Origin of the sequence: Streptococcus sp. A23 (genome assembly GCF_043674155.1) — a bacterium.
GTDB classification, from domain to species: domain Bacteria; phylum Bacillota; class Bacilli; order Lactobacillales; family Streptococcaceae; genus Streptococcus; species Streptococcus suis_V.
This window is the reverse complement of the sequence record NZ_JBIMJP010000016.1, coordinates 1-16,867: the sequence shown is the minus strand read 5'-3', so window position 1 is coordinate 16,867 and position 16,867 is coordinate 1. Positions and strand designations below refer to the sequence as shown.

Here is a 16,867-nt window from a genome sequence, read left to right as displayed (position 1 = left end):
TTCTATACTCCCTATTATACCCATTTTCATGGACTTGTAAAGGATTTTATTAAATATTCTGAAAATTTAATGAATTATTTCTTCCAAAATGCTGGTTCTTCTGCTTTCTCGCCACTTCTTTCCTTACTTTTTGGAAAAATTATGCTAAAATGGCTTCATATTTTATAGAATAGAATGGGGCTTTGAAAATGAAATTTTCACCTAGTCAACGGATTATCGCCAGTTTCCTAGCTGTAATTCTGGTTGGCTCATTTTTGCTCAGTTTACCAATTGCTCAAAAGGCTAGCTCTACTGCTAGCTACCTGGACCATTTGTTTACTACGGTATCCATGGTCTGCGTGACGGGGTTATTTACCAAGCCTGTGGCTGAAACCTACAACATGTTTGGACAATTGATTTGTATGGTCCTGATTCAAATCGGCGGATTGAGCTTAATTAGTTTTATCGGTCTCTTCTCCCTTCGAGGAGGACGGAAATTGAGTTTTGTCAATGCTTCTACCTTACAGGAGGCCCTGTCGCGAACGGACACCAAGCATTTTTCCAGCTTTATCAAATCTGTCTTTGCCTTTACCTTTGCCAGTGAGGCCCTGGGCGCCTTCTTCCTGGCCTTTCAATTTGTTCCAGAATACGGCTGGAAGGACGGTCTATTTTCTTCTGTCTTTGTGGCTGTCTCTGCCTTCTGTAATGCTGGTTTTGATAATTTAGGGGCCAGCAGCATCGTCCAGTACGCTGAAAATCCCCTCATCAATCTAACCTTGGCTGCTCTGATTATCATGGGAGGATTGGGATTTTCCGTCTGGTTTGACTTACGTTCTCAAATAGGCAAGAAATTCCACCACAGAAAACTCCATTTCCATACCAAGGTAGTGCTGGCTCTGACTGTACTCATTCTTGCAGCGGGGACAGTCTTAACCTTTATCACAGAATACAATAATCCTGCCACTATTGGCTCCATGTCGCTGGGCAACAAACTATTGACCAGTTTTTTCCAAACGGTGACCATGCGGACAGCAGGCTTTGCCAGTATTGATTATACCAAGGCCGAACCTATCACCCTCCTCCTCTATATCTTCCAAATGATGCTGGGAGGAGCCCCTGGTGGTACGGCAGGAGGTATTAAAATCACAGCCTTCCTAACGCTTTTACTCTATGCACGCAGCGAAATTCTGGGGCTTCCCCATACTAATTTCAACCACCATACCATTGACCATCTGACCATCCGCAAGGCATTTGCAACCTTCATCGTCTTTACGTCTGTCTTTATCTTAGGCTTGGCTGGACTCAGTGTGACAGATGCTAAGCAACCTTTGATTTTCCTCATGTTTGAGGTCATGTCAGCCCTGGCAACGGTCGGTGTGACAGCCAATTTAACCCCCTTCCTCAGTTTGGCTGGAAAAGTTATCATCATGTTCCTGATGTTCTTTGGCAGAATCGGCCCTATCTCCATTCTAGTCAGTCTATCTAGTCACAAACCTGACAAGAAGGATAAATTGCAATATGCAAAATCAACCATGATTGTTTAAAGGAGAAACCATGTCATCATTTACTATCGGTATTTTAGGTCTAGGTGTTTTTGGTACCACTATCGCTAAGACTCTACATCCTTACAACTGCAACATTATCGCCGTCGATAATCATGAAAATCAAATCAACCAATTGGAGTCTATCCTGTCCCGCGGTATTGTCGGAGATATCACTGATAAATCCCTCTTGCGGGCCGCAGGTATTGACAGCTGTGATACCGTCGTCGTCGCAACAGGTGACAATCTGGAGTCTAGCGTCCTAGCCGTCCTCCACTGTAAGGCACTGGGTGTTCCAAAGGTCATCGCAAAGGTGAAGAGCAAGACCGCTAAAGAGGTCCTCTTAAAAATTGGTGCTGATAAGATTATTTCACCAGAAAGAGAAACAGGCGTTTCCCTGGCCAAGCACCTCCTCCACCGCAATACGACGGACCTAGTCCAGCTGGATGGTAACGTGTCCATTGTTGAGTTTTACCCGCCTAAAAAATGGCTGGGCAAGACTTTGGCAGAGTTGCAGCTGCGTCAGAACTACAAGATGAACATTATCGGCTACCGCCTCAAAACCACCAAGGAACTCAATATCCAGTTATCGCCTGACTATGTTTTCAATGAAGACGAGGTCGTTATGGCTGTAACGGACCACAACACGGTCGATCATTTTGAAGAGTTCACAGGTTAAGGTGACAAGTTTTGACTGATTTATCATTCATATTTTAAGGAGATTATATGAACGATTTGACCAAGGGGAAACCCTTAACTGTTATTTTACAATTTGCTATCCCTCTCTTAATCGGCTCCTTTTTCCAGTTAACCTACAATTTTGCTGATAGCATGATTGTTGGCCATACCCTTGGGACAACGGCCTTTGCAAGTGTAGGAGCCACTGTTGGGCTGACATTTTTGATTCTAGGCTTTGCCCAAGGCTTAACTAATGGCCTCACCATTATTAGTGCCCAACGCTTTGGTGCAGGGGACTTGATTGGCCTCAAAAAAAGCTTTGTTCACGGACTTTTCTATGCTGCCATCGTTAGTTTGGTACTGACGACGGTCTCCCTTCTTTTTCTCCGCCCAACCCTGGAACTCATGCAGACACCTGCTGATATCATCGAGCACGCCCACGACTTCCTTCTAGCTATCTATGGCGGAATGACCTTTACCATCTTTTATAACTATTTGTCCAGTGCCATCCGTAGTCTGGGAGATTCGCGAACTCCGCTTATCGCCCTCATCATCGCCTGCATCATCAATATCGGCCTTGACTTTTTCTTTATTTTAACCATGAAATGGGGCGTCTTCGGAGCTGGCTTTGCAACAGTCTTGGCCCAGGCCTTCTCCGTTATATTCCTCATCATTTACATCAAGAGAAAAATTCCCCATTACCACTTAAAACCAGGCGATTTGAAACTTGAAAAAGAGGAGTTAATCAAACATGCCAATATTGGCTTTCCAATGGGATTACAGGCCAGCGTTATTGCCATTGGCTCCTTGACCTTCCAGGTCATGATGAACCAGTTGGGAACCGATGCCATCGCTGCCCAATCTATTGCCCTACGGACGGACCAATTGGCCATGTTGCCCATGGTGAATCTGGGACTGGCTATCTCAACCTTTACGGCCCAAAACTATGGTGCTAAACTATATGACCGCATTTTGGAAGGGGTCAAAAAGACCCTCTATATCAGTTTGGCCTGGTCTATCTTGTTCGCTCTTGTTCTTATCTGGGGAAATCGGTTCTTCTCAGGTCTCTTCATCGCAGACGCCAGCGAGACCGTTCTTGACTTAGCACTGGCCTACTACATTATCAATGCCTCCTGTTATTGGATTGTGGCCAGCCTCTTTATCCTTAGGAGCTTCATCCAGGGGCTGGGAAATGGTGCCGTACCTATGCTGGCTGGTTTCGGAGAATTGATCATGCGGGCTCTCGTGGCCATTGTTGGCCTCCACTATTTTGGCTTCAATGGCGTTGCGGCCGCTAATCCTGCAGCCTGGATTGGCAGCATTCTCGTCCTCATACCTAGTAGCCTAATTTACAGAAAACGGCTTAAACAAGCCATGGCAAACACCTAGTTCGACACTGGGTGTTTTTGTTTTGGGAAATTGGTCAAACTTTTGCTATAATACAAGCATGAAACACTTGAAGGACCCGCTGTCTGTCTTGCCTGGAATTGGACCCAAGTCAGCAGAGAAATTTACAAAACTAGACCTCTATAGCGTGGAAGATGTCCTGTGCTACTATCCCTTCCGCTACGAAGATTACGAGACAAAGTCCATCTTAGAGCTTATGGACGGCGAAAAGGCCGTGATTATGGGGCAGGTCGTCACTCCAGCCAATGTGCAATATTATGGCTTCAAACGCAACCGCCTTCGTTTTTCTATCAAGCAGGACCAGGTGGTGGTATCCGTTTCTTTTTTCAATCAACCCTATTTGGCCGACAAGGTGGAAGTAGGACAAGATATAGTCATTTGGGGTAAATGGGATAAAGCCAAGGCTAGCTTGACGGGAATGAAAATCTTGTCCCAGCAAGCAGATGATTTGCAGCCTGTCTATCATGTCGCCCAAGGAATTAGTCAGACCCAGCTGGTCAAACTGGTCAAATCCGCCGTAGACCTAGGCTATTTAGACCTCCTGACTGAGAATCTCCCCAGCCCTATACTGGAACGCTACAAGCTCATGGGACGGGTCGACGCTGTACGGGCCATGCATTTCCCAGAAGACTTAGACCAGTATAGACAAGCCCTGCGCCGTATTAAATTTGAAGAACTCTTCTATTTCCAGCTACAGCTCCAGCAACTCAAGGCGCAAAACCGTGACCAATCTAAGGGACTAGCCATTCCATTTAACCAACCAGCTGTCCAGCAAGCCATCCAGGCCCTCCCCTTCTCTCTGACCCAGGCTCAGAATCAGGTCCTGGAGGATATCTTAGAAGATATGAAATCCAGTCGCCATATGAATCGGCTACTGCAAGGTGATGTCGGTTCCGGAAAAACGGTTGTGGCAGGCTTGGCCATCTACGCCACTCACACAGCTGGCTTTCAATCTGCCCTCATGGTTCCAACGGAAATTCTAGCCGAGCAACATTATCAAAGCCTACAGGGACTCTTTCCCAACTTGTCCATAGCCCTGTTAACCGGTAAAATGAAGGCTGCCCCTAGACGGGCCGCGCTCAAGGCTATCGAGGAAAATCAGGTCGACTTGATCGTCGGGACCCATGCTTTGATTCAGGATGCAGTCACTTATCATAAATTAGGCTTGGTCATCACAGACGAACAACACCGGTTTGGGGTCAAGCAACGAAAACTTCTCCGTCAAAAAGGGAGCAATCCAGATGTTCTCATGATGACGGCTACACCGATTCCAAGGACATTAGCCATCACAGCCTTTGGCGATATGGACGTCTCCATCATCAACCAACTTCCAGCCGGACGAAAACCCATTATCACGCGCTGGGTCAAACACCAGCAGCTACCAGTAGTACTGGATTGGATGACAAAGGAGCTAAAAAAAGAAAGCCAGGTCTACTTCGTTTCTCCCTTGATTGAGGAATCCGAAGCCCTGGACTTGAAAAATGCGGTTGCCTTAACGGAGGAATTGAGGGACTATTTCGGCTCGAAGGCCACGATTGACCTCCTACATGGTAAGATGTCCTCCGAGGAAAAGGACAGTATCATGCAGGCTTTCAAGGAAAGAAAAACAGATATCCTGGTCTCAACAACGGTGATCGAGGTTGGTGTCAATGTTCCCAATGCCAGCATTATGGTTATCATGGATGCGGATCGTTTTGGTCTCAGCCAGCTCCACCAGCTGAGGGGCCGGGTGGGTCGGGGAGACAAGCAATCCTACGCCATCCTGGTCGCCAATCCCAAAACCGAGTCCGGCAAGGAACGGATGAAACTGATGACAGAAACTACAGACGGATTTGTCCTATCCGAAGCAGACCTGAAAATGCGGGGCTCTGGTGAGATCTTTGGTACCCGCCAATCCGGTCTGCCAGAATTTCAGGTTGCCAATATCATTGATGACTATCCTATCCTAGAAGAAGCTAGGCGCCTGGCTAGCCAAATTACCGCTGAAGCCAACTGGCAAGAAAACCCAAGCTGGAGTATCCTGGCCCAACACCTGGATATGAAAAATGAGTTGGATTAGGCATCATCAAGTCAGCTACTCAGTTATAAAGCTGTCCCCAGAATAAAATCAATCCAGCAATTTACAAAGCTGGATTTTTTCTATACAATAGAGCTATGACGTTCAAGACTATTCTCAAGCAGCTAAAACTATTCGACTACCTGCTCATCGGACTGGCCCTGGTTCTGTCCTTCACACCTGCTATCCTCACCTATGCAGAGCTATCAGAGCAGGGACAAGAAGCAAAAATCATTGCTTATGTCCGCATCAACGGAGAGGTCGTGGATGAATTTGAACTAGCTGCCGATACCAAACATCAGGAAATCACCTATTATCCCAATCCTGGCCAATACAATATCATCGAAGTCGACGGTCAGAGTATCCGGGTCAAGGAAGACAATAGCCCGGACCAGATTGCCGTCATGACAGGCTGGATTAGCAAACCCGGTCAACTCTCCGTCTGCCTGCCCCACAACCTCATGATTGAAATCAAGGCCGTTGGGGGCGAACCTACAGAGGAAGAATTGATTTTACCCCTATAAAAAGAAAAACGAATCGTGATGACGAAACTATCATGATTCGTTTTTTAGCTGTTTTAGCATCCCCCTGCACTTGCCGCACCTGTATTTCTTGAGGTCAATCCTGCGCTTTCTCATGTAGACTTGACCACAGGCCGTGCAACTGTAGCGGGGATTTGGTTTCTGCGCTTGTGCCAATTTAGGTGCATAACGAAGTCCATCGACAGCCTGTAAGAGTTCTTGAAAATCCCTATCCCCGTGGCGATAGCCCTTTTTCGCAAAATAGAGATGATAATGGCAGAGCTCGTGGCGGACAATCTGCCGAAAGACCTCCAAACCAAACTCTTCCAGATGCTTGGGATTGAAGTCCAAGTGCCCATCCTGCGGGAAAAAGCGTCCGCCTGTCGAGCGCAGACGGCGATTCCAGATGGCTACATGACGAAATTCCTTGCCGAAGTCCTCTCTGGACACCAGCTCTACGTACTTAGTCAAGTCCATGAGGTTTCAAGAGGCTCAGACCGATGCGGTTGCGTTTTATATCTACTTCTGTCACCCAGACAGTGACAATTTCGCCAACCGCAAGGATTTCACTCGGGTGAGGTTGCGCCATAAGACGACCTTTGCCGTCACGCTTACGTTTGACCATGCGGGAAATGTGAATAAGCCCATCTTCATGGACACCAATATCGACAAAGGCACCGAAGTCCACAATGTTACGTACCGTTCCCTGCAATTCTTGACCGACTTTCAAGTCTTTGACATCCAAGACATCCTGACGCAAAACAGGGGCCTCGAAATCATCCCGTAAATCCCGCCCCGGTTTGAGCAAGTCTGCGATAATATCTTTCAGTGTTTCCTGACCGATGCCCAAGGTTTCAGCCATGTCCGCAACTGACACCGTCGCTAATTTTTCCTGCGCAGCAGAGTCCAAGTGGTCGATAGCTAGATGAGCAAGCAAGTTCTCGACAGCCTTGTAAGACTCGGGATGCACGCCAGTATTATCCAAAAGATTAGTGCCGTTAGGAATACGCAAGAAGCCAGCCGCCTGCTCGAAAGCCTTATCGCCCAAACGCGGCACCTTTTTGAGCTCTTGACGGGTGGTCAGAGCGCCATGCTCCTCGCGGTACTTGACGATATTCTCCGAAATGGTCTTGTTGAGACCAGCCACATGGGCAAGGAGGGCGGGACTAGCCGTATTGACATTGACACCGACTTGGTTGACCACCGTATCGACGACAAAATCCAGACTCTCGGACAGAAGTTTCTGATTAACATCGTGCTGGTACTGGCCGACACCTATGGACTTCGGGTCAATCTTGACCAGCTCAGCCAGCGGGTCTTGGAGCCTGCGGGCGATGGAAATAGCAGAGCGTTTTTCGACAGTTAGGTCTGGAAATTCCTGACGGGCCAGTTCGGAGGCAGAGTAGACTGAGGCTCCGCTTTCATTGACGATGACGTAGGAGACCTGTGGGAAGTCCTTGAGCAAATCAGCAACGAAGCTTTCTGATTCGCGGCTGGCCGTACCGTTTCCGATGGCAATGATTTCGACTTGGTATTGACCAATCAGATTCGCCAAATCCTGCTTGGCTTGGGCAATCTGAGCATGTGAGGCCGGCTTGACGGGGTGAATAACCTGTGTCGTCAGGAGTTTTCCTGTCTGGTCAACGACCGCTAGTTTTGCCCCTGTACGAAAGGCAGGGTCAAAGCCGAGGACTACCTTGCCCTTCAGGGGTGAAACCAAAAGCAGGTTGCGGAGGTTTTTCGAGAAGAGTTGGATGGCCCCTTCTTCCGCCTGCTCAGTCAATTCCGTACGAATACGGCGCTCCATAGCTGGGATAATCTTCTTTTTCAGGGCCTGACTGATAACTTCTTGAATATAGGCATTTTGCTGCGGAAAGCGCAATTCAAAAAAGCGGATCATCTTGTCCAGATTGTGCTGGAAACCGACCTTGAGAATGCCTAATTTTTCACCGCGGTTGATGGCAAGAGTCTGATAGCCTTGCATCTTCGCAATTTTCTCGGCAAATTCATAGTAGATTTCAAAGACAGCCTTCTCATCGCTGTCCTGGTCCTTGACTTCTGATATAAGTCTGGAATTGGTCAGGATTTCATGGTAGACCCAAGAACGGAGTTTGGCGTCCTCAGCCAGAGCTTCCACGAGAATGTCCACTGCACCGACCAAGCAAGCGGTCGGCGTATCGAAGCCTTCAGTGACAAAGCTTGCCGCCTGAGTTTCTAAGTCTGCACCATACTGCAAAATCAAGCGTGCCAGTGGAAAGAGACCAGCCTCACGCGCCACCGTCGCCTTGGTCCGACGTTTTTCCTTATATGGCAGGTACAACTCTTCAACGTCCGCCAACTTTTCAGCCTCTTCAATGGCCTGACGGAGCTGGTCAGTCAGCTTGCCCTGCTCTTCAATTTTGGTCAGAACCGTCGCCTTGCGGTCAGCCAAAGCCGTCAAAGCCTTATCTCGGTCAATAATAGCCTTGATAAGAACCTCGTCCAAATTACCCGTTGCTTCCTTGCGGTAACGAGCGATGAAGGGGATGGTATTGCCCTCAGCTGTCAGGGTCAATACCGTATCAATCTGTTTCAAACTTACACCCAATTCTTGGGCAATCTTCATGTATTTTTCTTCCATAAGCTCTATTATACCATGAAAAAAGACCTGAACAGCTCAAAAAGAGAGCCAAAGATCCGGTCTGCGGAGCAATTTTTATTGCTATAGTCCAGAAAATCCTATTGTCTTTGATTAACTAAATGAGCTCATTCTATCTTACATGCAAAAAGAGCCTGGACTTCAGTCCAGACCCTGCTCACATTAACTCGTTCTGTTACAAATTCAATCGCTTAGCCAATTTATCCATAATGACTGCCCCGACCAAGAGCGAAACCAATTCCCCAGCCGCTGTTGTCAACCAGGTAAGGAAAAATGGCAAATCGTACAAGAACTTTAGCTCTAAAGCAATGGTAAACATGGTAAATGAGAAAAACAAGGAAAAATAGAGGAAAGCCTTATTGATCAAACCATTGAAAAGATATTGGTCCTTGTATTTTGAAAATAATTTCACACCAAGTGTCACGAAGATAAGGGTTGAAAAACCACCAACAAATAGATCAATGACCCCAAAGCCAATCAGATTGGCAATCATGCAACCGATGGTCACTCCGATGATGTATTTAGGATTATAAAAGGCTAGAAAATTCAGCATTTCTGAAATCCGAAATTGAACGGCACCGAAGGATATAGCATTCAAGGGTGGTGTGAGGGTCAAAGCCACATAAATGGCCGCAACGATAGCAATCTCTGCCAGATCTCTGACAGAAAAGGTAGATGTCTTCATAAAAAATTCTCCTTTAGCGGGTTGACCGCCTGAAATATGCTTGGGTAAAGTGAGCAAGTCCCAAGGGTTGTATTTACAACGTTTTCCAGTATAGCATAATTTTCAAAAAAATGATAGACTAGTTCTTATGAAAAAACTAGTAAAAACATTCTTAGAAAATGAAGTCATCCTCTATCTAATCGCAGGCGTCGCCGCAACCCTGGTCTATATCATCACGCGAACCAGCCTCTTTTACATCTGGCCCAACATTTTAATGGTCACTCTGATTGCCAACACAGTTGCCATTCTCTTTGCCTTTTGGACCAATGACCGCTATGTCTTCAAGCAGGAAAGAAATGGTTGGCAGGGACGGCTGGTCAAATTTATCGGTGCCCGTATTTCTACCCTGGTCCTCGATATGGCTCTAGCCTATTTCCTGGTCGAAAAATTCCCTCACATCATCGGCCAATTTGTTCAACAGGACATTCAAAAAGTCAATGCTATCGCAACTGCTCTTTCGCAGGTCTTGGTCATCGTCCTCAACTATGTCCTTAGTAAATTATTTATTTTTAAAAATACAAAATAGGTTTGGCGGGTCCAAACCTATTTGCTTTAAGTATCTAATTTATACATTCAAAAACTCTTCAAAAGTCAGAACAGCAATGAGCTTGGGTTAGTTGCTGCCATCCGGCTTGAATACCAGGGTCGTCCCTGCTGGAATATAGTAGCCATAGGCCTTGTCAAACTTGCCCTGGTGGGTAAATAAAATCGTTGATTTTCCAGCTTCAGGGACTTGAATGGTCCGATTCCGCAAGTTTTGTAAGGATTGCTCCAATTCCTGATCGTCAGAAAAATTCAAGGACCCTGTCAAATCTCGATTGATTTCCAAATTATCACCGAATGCAGCCTGGGCATGCTGCCAGACGAAGTAATATTCAGAAGTAAGGATATGGTCAGCTTCTACCCCTAAATCCCGGTATTTTTGCCCATAGAGTCCCATCTTTTCTACGCTAGAATCAGAAATCCGCTGGCCATCATCGATAACCTGACCTTGTAGATTCTCCGGAACTGCTGTCCGCTCTCCGCCAGCCCCTGTATAGCGAAAAACAAAAACATAGCCTCCGTCTGACAGATTCTGACCCAAATTTGCAAGATTGACTACACTCGCAATATCCAAGGGTGTGGGATCAGCCTCTAATGCTTGCTTTGAAGGCAATTGACTAGAAGTTTCAGCTGTTCCACTGCTTGAAGTCCCAGTAACAGTAGCTTCAGAATCTGATGATTGTGCAGAATTCTGACCTTGACTAAGCCCGCAGGCTACAAGGATCAAACTGAACAAGGATAAAAATAAAATTCGGCTAAATTTCATATCAACCTCCTGTATCCAACTTTTTTTATAACTGTATCACTAATTATTCATAAAATCCAGAAAAACGCACCAAAAAAGACCAACTCTCGCTGGTCATGTACTCTGCTTTCTTGTAAAAAATCTTTTCAGGGCCTTCCAGGTTTCTTTCATATCTCCCGACCGCTGTTCAAATTCGCCCTCCTGTCTGCTCTGGACAGTGGCATTGAGAACTGCTCCCACTATGAGAAGATGGCTCAAGAGAATGAACCAAATCATGACAACCAGAAAGACCAAACTAGTCACCAGGCGGACATCGACCATCTTATCTGCCGAACGCTGAACATAGGTCGCTAACATATTCCCCAGACTAATAAAGACTCCCAGAACAAAAGCAGGTCCTGGCAAAACATAGCGTAGCTTGGGAATTTTTACATTAGGTAAAACATAGTAAAACATAATCAAACTAACCGCCAGGGCTAGATAAGCAATCCACTGGACCTGGCTAAAAATCCCCAGCAACCAATCATTGGCAATACCCAGATTGGACCGGATAAATTGGACAATGGCTTGGCCAAAGGTCAAGAGCGTAATGGACAAAATGAGAATGGTTTGGAGACCAAGCCCCATCAAGACACCTACAATCCGTGCAAGAATTACATTGCGGTGGTCTGTGACACCGTAGGCCTTGTTGACCGCCTTTTGCAAAATCATCATGCTCTTAGAGACCGTCCAGAGCGTTGTCATAATTGAAATTCCTAGCCAAGAGGAGGAACGTTGGGTCAGGAGCAACCGCACCGTTGGCAAAACTGTCCCAGAAAACTGACTTGGAATAAATTCTTTGAGAATGACCAGGATTTCTTCCACATCAAAGGGAAAGTAGGGCAGAAGATTAGCCAGAGTCAGCAAAATGGGAAAGCCTGAAATCAGCAAATAATAGGCCACTGCCACGCTGGTCAAATCCACCTCTGCTGATCGATAAAAAGAAAAGAAGGACCCGAAAAAGGACTTGACCTTCTCAAAAAGTGTTTCCTCCTTCATCTTCTGTCCTCCTTTTTTATAGCATGAGTCTGTTTAATAAGTTCCCTCTTCGCCTTGACTGGTCAAGATAACAGGACCATCTTTGGTGATGACAAATTGGTGCTCGTATTGGCAAGATAAACCGCCATCCAAAGTTTTATGAGCCCAACCTGTTTTCATATCGGTGTCAATTTCCCAAGTACCTGTATTGATCATAGGCTCGATGGTCAAGACCATACCTTCGCGTAAACGGAGACCACGGCCTTTAATTCCGTAGTGAGGCACCATTGGTTCTTCGTGGAAGGTTGGACCAACCCCGTGACCAACCAAGTCACGGACTACACCGTAGCCGAGACCTTCGGCATATTCTTGAATCGCTGCGCCAATATCACCAATCCGATTGCCAACAACAGCCTGCTCCATTCCACGATAGAGACATTCTTTAGTCACTTCCATCAGCTTAGTCACTTCTTCGGACACCTGACCAACTGCGTAAGCCCAGCAAGAATCCGCCACACCACCGCGATAGCTTTGGGTGATTTTCTTCATGGCTGCTACATCGTTAAAATTGAGTTTTGACACATCGATAACTGATTTGTCCAATGGCTCACTCAGAACCATGTCCACCTTGAGCAAATCGCCTTCTTTGAGTTTGTAATGACGCGGAAAGGCATGAGCCACCTCGTCATTAAGACCACAACAAGTGGCATAAGGATAGTCCATGATTTCGCCATCTACACCGATTTGAAGGGGCAAAACATTCTTTTCCTTACAAGTCTTTCGGACATATTCTTCGACTTCCCACATGTCTACGCCCGGCTTAATCAGCTCACGCAATCCGATATGCACTCCAGCCAAGACGTCTCCTGCACGATTCATGGCATCAATTTCACGCTGTGATTTAATGGTAATCATTGGTTCTCCTCATTGATTTCTAATCTAAAGTCTGCTTTTTTCAAGCTAAATTTCAGGTAGTCCCGCGTCTTGTGACTATAACGGTCACTCCCTCGATAGTGGTCAACCTGCACAAAGCCAGCCTTTCTGGCCACAGCCTGACTAGCAGCATTTTCCAGATGGGTGATGATGGTCAGCTCACGCAAGCCCAATTCATAAAAGGCCAAAAAGACTAGGTTGCGCACGGCCTCTGTCATCAGACCCTGCCTCCATTTTTCTTTTTTAAGGAAATAGCTGAGCTCCGCAGTCAGCTTGCTCTCGTCCATTTTTTCAAAACAGAGCGCACCGATTAGCTGCTGGGAAACCTTGTCCACCAAAGCCCAGTTGCCCAAGGGTTGGCGCATAAATTTCTCCACCATGGTCGCTACTGCCAAGTTCTTGTCGGGCAAAGCCGGAAAAATGAAAGGCATCTTTTCTGGCTTAGAAACCATCTGGTAAAAATCATCCCCATCTTCGTAGCGAAAAGGCCGTAAGATGAGGCGTTCTGTTTCAAATCTGGCAGTCGCTGCCAAGCCCATCCATATAGTCATCATCTATCTTGAGAGGCTGGAATGACTTCCAGCCTCCTTCTTTTATTCTTCTACTAGCTGGATGTCCGCACCCAGTTCTGTTAGTTTTTCGATAATATTGGAATAGCCCCGAAGGATAAATTCAATATTGGTGATTTCTGTCCGCCCTTGTGCCATCAAACCAGCGATGACCATGGCCGCACCTGCACGTAAATCCGTTGCTTTAACAGGCGCTCCAACCAAATTGTTTGGACCTTCAAAGGCAATGTGATTGCTGCGGGTCATGATTTTGGCACCCATATTTGACAATTCCTGAACATGTCCGACACGTTTTTCATAGATTGTATCGGTAATTGTCCCAGTCCCCTCTGCCTTGAGCAAGAGTGGGGTAATGGGTTGCTGCAAATCCGTCGCAAAGCCTGGGTAAGGCGCTGTTTTTATGCTGACTGCCTTAAGCTGCTCCTGTTTTTCAACAAAGATGCTATCCTCAGAAACAGTCATCCTAACGCCCATTTCCTCCAATTTGGCAATGAAACTTTCCAAGTGTTCGTAGAGCACATTGTCAATGCGGATACCTTCCCCAACTGCTGCTGCAAGTGCGATATAGGAACCTGCTTCAATCCGGTCAGGAATGACTTGGTGACGGGTACCATTCAAACGGTCAACACCTTCGATGGTAATGATGTCTGTACCAGCACCGCGAATATGGGCTCCCATGTTGTTCAAAAGAGTTGCTACGTCAATGATTTCTGGCTCACGCGCCGCATTTTCGATAACTGTCCGCCCTTCAGCCTTGACAGCCGCCAAAATGGTATTGATAGTCGCGCCAACACTGACAACATCCATAAAGATATGAGCCCCACGGATACGAGAACCATCCGTCGCCAAACGCATATACTCGCCCTCGTAGGTCGTTTCAGCGCCCATAGCAGCAAATGCTTTCAGATGCAAATCAATGGGACGAGGCCCCAGGTCACAACCACCTGGTAGACCGACCACTGCCCGTCCAAAACGACCTAACAGCGAACCGTAGAAATAATAAGAGGCCCGCAGACTATTGATTTTCCCGAAAGGCATGGGCATATCTTGCACACCACGCGGGTCAATCTCAAGAGTTTCGCCGTCACGTTTGACCGTTGCCCCCATAGTCTCCATAATATCAATCAAACTATCTACATCGGAAATAGCTGGCACACCATCCAGAGTTACAATCCCATCCGATAAAATAATGGCTGGAATCAATGCTACAACAGAGTTCTTAGCACCACTGACTGTAACAGTCCCTTTTAAAGGTTTCCCGCCTTGAATTACAATTTTTCTCATACTAGAATTTCTCATTTCTAACTTTGCCCAAAAAGGCATACGTTTTATTTTACCACAAGCTTAGTGAAAATGCTAGTTATTTGAAATGAAAAGGGTAGCCCTTGCAGGCCCCCTTTGCTTTAATCGAATATTTTCTGGATACGCTCTTCTGCATCTTGCAAGTAGACTTCCAATTCATCCCGTGTCAAATAAGGCACACGGCCATAAAAAACATGGCCAAGAACTTGGGCGTCATTGCTATTGAAGAGCCAATCAGAGGTCAAAAACTTCATGGCTTGGTCAATCGGTGTCAAGCTGCCATCTGTATTCTGCGGTTGCCCTGTTGGAGTAAAGAACATGGCTTTTTTCGTGGAAAATAGCTGGCGCGGTTCATCGGATTCAAAGCTGTAGGCAAATCCATGCTGAAAAACACGGTCAACGTAGCCTTTCATGATAGCCGGCATCCCATTCCACCAAGACGGAAAAATGTAAACCAGCAAATCACTCTCCGCAATCAAGTCCATCTCAACTTGAACATCAGCTGGATAGGCAGCTGCATCGCGAACAAACTGACCATTTTCAATATGGATGGCATCCTCTCCACGCAATACAGGATCAAAACCCAGCGCATACAAATCACGCACAGTCACTTCTATCCCATTTTTGCGTAAAGCCTGCTCAACCCGTGCCACCAAGGCATGGGTAAAACTTTCTTTTCGAGGATGGGCAAATACAATCAGGGCTTTTTTCATCACAAGACCTCCCTATCAACTAGGCCAAGGCCTCTTTCAAAGCATCCACCTTATCCAGTCGTTCCCACGGAAGATCAATGTCTGTCCGTCCCATGTGTCCATAAGCCGCCGTCTGCTTATAAATCGGACGCTTGAGGTCTAACATTTGGATAATTCCCGCTGGGCGCAGGTCGAAAATCTGACGCACAGCCGCCTCTAATTTGCTTTCAGAAACAGTGCTGGTGCCAAAGGTATCAATACGGACAGAAACAGGCTGGGCCACACCGATAGCATAGGCTAGCTGGACTTCTGCCTTCTTGGCAAATCCTGCCGCGACAATATTTTTGGCAATATAACGGGCTGCATAGGATGCTGAACGGTCAACCTTGGTCGCATCTTTACCAGAAAAGGCACCCCCACCATGACGAGCAAAACCGCCATAGGTATCCACAATGATTTTACGACCAGTCAAACCAGAGTCACCTTGCGGACCACCGATCACAAAGCGCCCTGTAGGATTGATAAAGAACTTAGTTTGATCATCCAGATAATTTGCCGGAATAATCGCTTTAACGACCTGCTCAATCACATCTTGACGAATTTGTTCTTGACTGATTTCTGGGTCGTGCTGGGTCGAAATAACTACTGTATCAACACGAACAGGCTGATTATTTTCATCATACTCAACAGTTACTTGAGACTTGGCATCTGGACGAAGATAAGCAATTTCGCCTGATTTTCTCAACTCTGCCAAGCGACGAACCAACTGATGACTCAGTGAAATTGGCAAAGGCATGAGTTCCGGCGTTTCATCTACCGCAAAACCAAACATGAGCCCTTGGTCACCTGCCCCAATCAAATCGAGTGGATCTTGACTGGCATCTTGACGTGCCTCCAAGGCTTCATTAACCCCTTGCGCAATATCCGGTGATTGCTCCACCAATGACGGGTGCACCCCGACTGATTCTGCAGCAAAACCGTATTCGCCCTTGGTATAGCCAATCTCAGCAATGGTATCGCGCACCACGCGGTTAATGTCCACATAGGCTGTGGTCGAAATTTCGCCAAACACATGGACAGAACCTGTGTAAACAGCTGTCTCTGCTGCCACGTGGGCATCTGGATCCTGGGCTAAAATAGCATCCAAAATAGCATCTGAAATCTGGTCAGCAATCTTATCCGGATGCCCCTCCGAAACTGACTCAGACGTAAACAACTTACGTTCTGACATAAAAATGTCCCCCTTTTAAATAAATCTTGTTTGCTAAGAATTTCTGTTTTCCGATAGTTTCCTGAAGTGGTGCAGGCCGAAAGCGATCTCCTGCGGAGTTCCATTTCTTTTTGGCAAACCTAAGTCTTGCCAAGCCCTAGTCATAGAATGTAAACATTCTATGACTTTCACCACGGCGGAAACTATCCCCTTGCGACTTCGTCGCATATTCAACGAAATTTTCTTAGCGGGTTACGACACGAATCCGAGAAAATCGATATTATTTTCTTGGAGAAGTTAGTAAGCCGCTTA

Annotated in this window: 16 protein-coding genes and 1 riboswitch; of the genes, 6 read left to right on the top strand and 10 right to left on the bottom strand. The window is 46.5% G+C overall.

Going from position 1 to position 16,867, the window contains the following annotated elements; translation table 11 throughout:
• Nucleotides 1-188 precede the first annotated feature (188 nt).
• The 5 genes from ACHBIE_RS08920 (at nt 189) to ACHBIE_RS08900 (ending at nt 6,185) form a co-directional block, all read left to right on the top strand.
• Nucleotides 189-1,523: a TrkH family potassium uptake protein gene (locus ACHBIE_RS08920; RefSeq protein ID WP_105110214.1), complete on the top strand. Its 1,335-nt coding sequence runs from the start codon at nt 189-191 to the stop codon at nt 1,521-1,523.
• Nucleotides 1,524-1,533: 10 nt separating this feature from the next.
• Entirely contained in the window at nt 1,534-2,199 is a 666-nt protein-coding gene (locus ACHBIE_RS08915; protein ID WP_105123488.1) for a TrkA family potassium uptake protein, read from the top strand.
• 47 nt (nt 2,200-2,246) lie between these two features.
• On the top strand, nt 2,247-3,587 hold the full coding sequence (locus ACHBIE_RS08910) for an MATE family efflux transporter (protein ID WP_105110216.1): 1,341 nt from the start codon (nt 2,247-2,249) through the stop codon (nt 3,585-3,587).
• 58 nt (nt 3,588-3,645) lie between these two features.
• Nucleotides 3,646-5,664, top strand: a complete 2,019-nt coding sequence (gene recG / locus ACHBIE_RS08905; RefSeq protein WP_394733173.1) for an ATP-dependent DNA helicase RecG — start codon at nt 3,646-3,648, stop codon at nt 5,662-5,664.
• Between the two features lie 95 nt (nt 5,665-5,759).
• Nucleotides 5,760-6,185 carry a NusG domain II-containing protein gene (locus tag ACHBIE_RS08900; RefSeq protein ID WP_105160852.1) on the top strand — a complete coding sequence of 142 codons (426 nt, stop codon included), beginning with the start codon at nt 5,760-5,762 and terminating at the stop codon, nt 6,183-6,185.
• 30 nt (nt 6,186-6,215) lie between these two features.
• Here the strand turns inward: ACHBIE_RS08900 and ACHBIE_RS08895 are convergent, their stop codons facing one another.
• From ACHBIE_RS08895 to ACHBIE_RS08885, 3 genes are all read right to left on the bottom strand, one after another.
• Nucleotides 6,216-6,659, bottom strand: coding sequence for a SprT family protein (locus ACHBIE_RS08895; RefSeq protein ID WP_105160853.1), 444 nt, complete (start codon nt 6,657-6,659; stop codon nt 6,216-6,218).
• Nucleotides 6,646-8,802, bottom strand: coding sequence for a Tex family protein (locus ACHBIE_RS08890; protein ID WP_105123485.1), 2,157 nt, complete (start codon nt 8,800-8,802; stop codon nt 6,646-6,648). Before ACHBIE_RS08890 ends, ACHBIE_RS08895 begins: the two co-directional genes overlap by 14 nt.
• 193 nt (nt 8,803-8,995) lie before the next feature.
• On the bottom strand, nt 8,996-9,505 hold the full coding sequence (locus ACHBIE_RS08885; protein WP_394733172.1) for a QueT transporter family protein: 510 nt from the start codon (nt 9,503-9,505) through the stop codon (nt 8,996-8,998).
• Nucleotides 9,506-9,603, bottom strand: a riboswitch (PreQ1 riboswitch).
• Between the two features lie 29 nt (nt 9,604-9,632).
• Here ACHBIE_RS08885 and ACHBIE_RS08880 point away from each other — a divergent pair.
• Nucleotides 9,633-10,070 (top strand): GtrA family protein, encoded by a 438-nt coding sequence (locus ACHBIE_RS08880; RefSeq protein ID WP_394733171.1) that lies wholly within the window; start codon nt 9,633-9,635, stop codon nt 10,068-10,070.
• Nucleotides 10,071-10,157: 87 nt separating this feature from the next.
• Here the strand turns inward: ACHBIE_RS08880 and ACHBIE_RS08875 are convergent, their stop codons facing one another.
• From ACHBIE_RS08875 to metK, 7 genes are all read right to left on the bottom strand, one after another.
• Nucleotides 10,158-10,853: a hypothetical protein gene (locus tag ACHBIE_RS08875; protein WP_394733170.1), complete on the bottom strand. Its 696-nt coding sequence runs from the start codon at nt 10,851-10,853 to the stop codon at nt 10,158-10,160.
• 93 nt (nt 10,854-10,946) lie between these two features.
• A complete protein-coding gene (locus tag ACHBIE_RS08870) occupies nt 10,947-11,870 on the bottom strand; it encodes a YhjD/YihY/BrkB family envelope integrity protein (protein WP_172073777.1) in 924 nt (307 codons plus the stop codon).
• Nucleotides 11,871-11,903: 33 nt separating this feature from the next.
• Nucleotides 11,904-12,764: a methionyl aminopeptidase gene (locus ACHBIE_RS08865; RefSeq protein ID WP_105123481.1), complete on the bottom strand. Its 861-nt coding sequence runs from the start codon at nt 12,762-12,764 to the stop codon at nt 11,904-11,906.
• Nucleotides 12,761-13,333 carry a GNAT family N-acetyltransferase gene (locus tag ACHBIE_RS08860; protein WP_105123561.1) on the bottom strand — a complete coding sequence of 191 codons (573 nt, stop codon included), beginning with the start codon at nt 13,331-13,333 and terminating at the stop codon, nt 12,761-12,763. The genes ACHBIE_RS08865 and ACHBIE_RS08860 overlap by 4 nt, the downstream gene beginning before the upstream one ends.
• A 42-nt stretch (nt 13,334-13,375) precedes the next feature.
• Nucleotides 13,376-14,635 (bottom strand): UDP-N-acetylglucosamine 1-carboxyvinyltransferase, encoded by a 1,260-nt coding sequence (locus ACHBIE_RS08855; protein ID WP_105110226.1) that lies wholly within the window; start codon nt 14,633-14,635, stop codon nt 13,376-13,378.
• Nucleotides 14,636-14,754: 119 nt separating this feature from the next.
• Nucleotides 14,755-15,354: an NAD(P)H-dependent oxidoreductase gene (locus ACHBIE_RS08850; protein WP_105110231.1), complete on the bottom strand. Its 600-nt coding sequence runs from the start codon at nt 15,352-15,354 to the stop codon at nt 14,755-14,757.
• Nucleotides 15,355-15,385: 31 nt separating this feature from the next.
• Nucleotides 15,386-16,576 carry a methionine adenosyltransferase gene (metK, locus tag ACHBIE_RS08845; RefSeq protein WP_394733169.1) on the bottom strand — a complete coding sequence of 397 codons (1,191 nt, stop codon included), beginning with the start codon at nt 16,574-16,576 and terminating at the stop codon, nt 15,386-15,388.
• Nucleotides 16,577-16,867 lie beyond the last annotated feature (291 nt).

Bases quoted from the DNA above. Each gene is read 5' to 3' on its own strand.
- ACHBIE_RS08910 (WP_105110216.1), top strand. From the start codon at position 2,247: ATGAACGATTTGACCAAGGGGAAACCCTTAACTGTTATTTTACAATTT.
- ACHBIE_RS08880 (WP_394733171.1), top strand. From the start codon at position 9,633: ATGAAAAAACTAGTAAAAACATTCTTAGAAAATGAAGTCATCCTCTAT.
- metK (WP_394733169.1), bottom strand. From the start codon at position 16,576: ATGTCAGAACGTAAGTTGTTTACGTCTGAGTCAGTTTCGGAGGGGCAT.
- ACHBIE_RS08890 (WP_105123485.1), bottom strand. From the start codon at position 8,802: ATGGAAGAAAAATACATGAAGATTGCCCAAGAATTGGGTGTAAGTTTG.
- ACHBIE_RS08885 (WP_394733172.1), bottom strand. From the start codon at position 9,505: ATGAAGACATCTACCTTTTCTGTCAGAGATCTGGCAGAGATTGCTATC.
- ACHBIE_RS08865 (WP_105123481.1), bottom strand. From the start codon at position 12,764: ATGATTACCATTAAATCACAGCGTGAAATTGATGCCATGAATCGTGCA.
- ACHBIE_RS08875 (WP_394733170.1), bottom strand. From the start codon at position 10,853: ATGAAATTTAGCCGAATTTTATTTTTATCCTTGTTCAGTTTGATCCTT.
- ACHBIE_RS08900 (WP_105160852.1), top strand. From the start codon at position 5,760: ATGACGTTCAAGACTATTCTCAAGCAGCTAAAACTATTCGACTACCTG.
- ACHBIE_RS08870 (WP_172073777.1), bottom strand. From the start codon at position 11,870: ATGAAGGAGGAAACACTTTTTGAGAAGGTCAAGTCCTTTTTCGGGTCC.
- ACHBIE_RS08895 (WP_105160853.1), bottom strand. From the start codon at position 6,659: ATGGACTTGACTAAGTACGTAGAGCTGGTGTCCAGAGAGGACTTCGGC.
- ACHBIE_RS08860 (WP_105123561.1), bottom strand. From the start codon at position 13,333: ATGACTATATGGATGGGCTTGGCAGCGACTGCCAGATTTGAAACAGAA.
- recG (WP_394733173.1), top strand. From the start codon at position 3,646: ATGAAACACTTGAAGGACCCGCTGTCTGTCTTGCCTGGAATTGGACCC.
- ACHBIE_RS08920 (WP_105110214.1), top strand. From the start codon at position 189: ATGAAATTTTCACCTAGTCAACGGATTATCGCCAGTTTCCTAGCTGTA.
- ACHBIE_RS08915 (WP_105123488.1), top strand. From the start codon at position 1,534: ATGTCATCATTTACTATCGGTATTTTAGGTCTAGGTGTTTTTGGTACC.
- ACHBIE_RS08855 (WP_105110226.1), bottom strand. From the start codon at position 14,635: ATGAGAAAAATTGTAATTCAAGGCGGGAAACCTTTAAAAGGGACTGTT.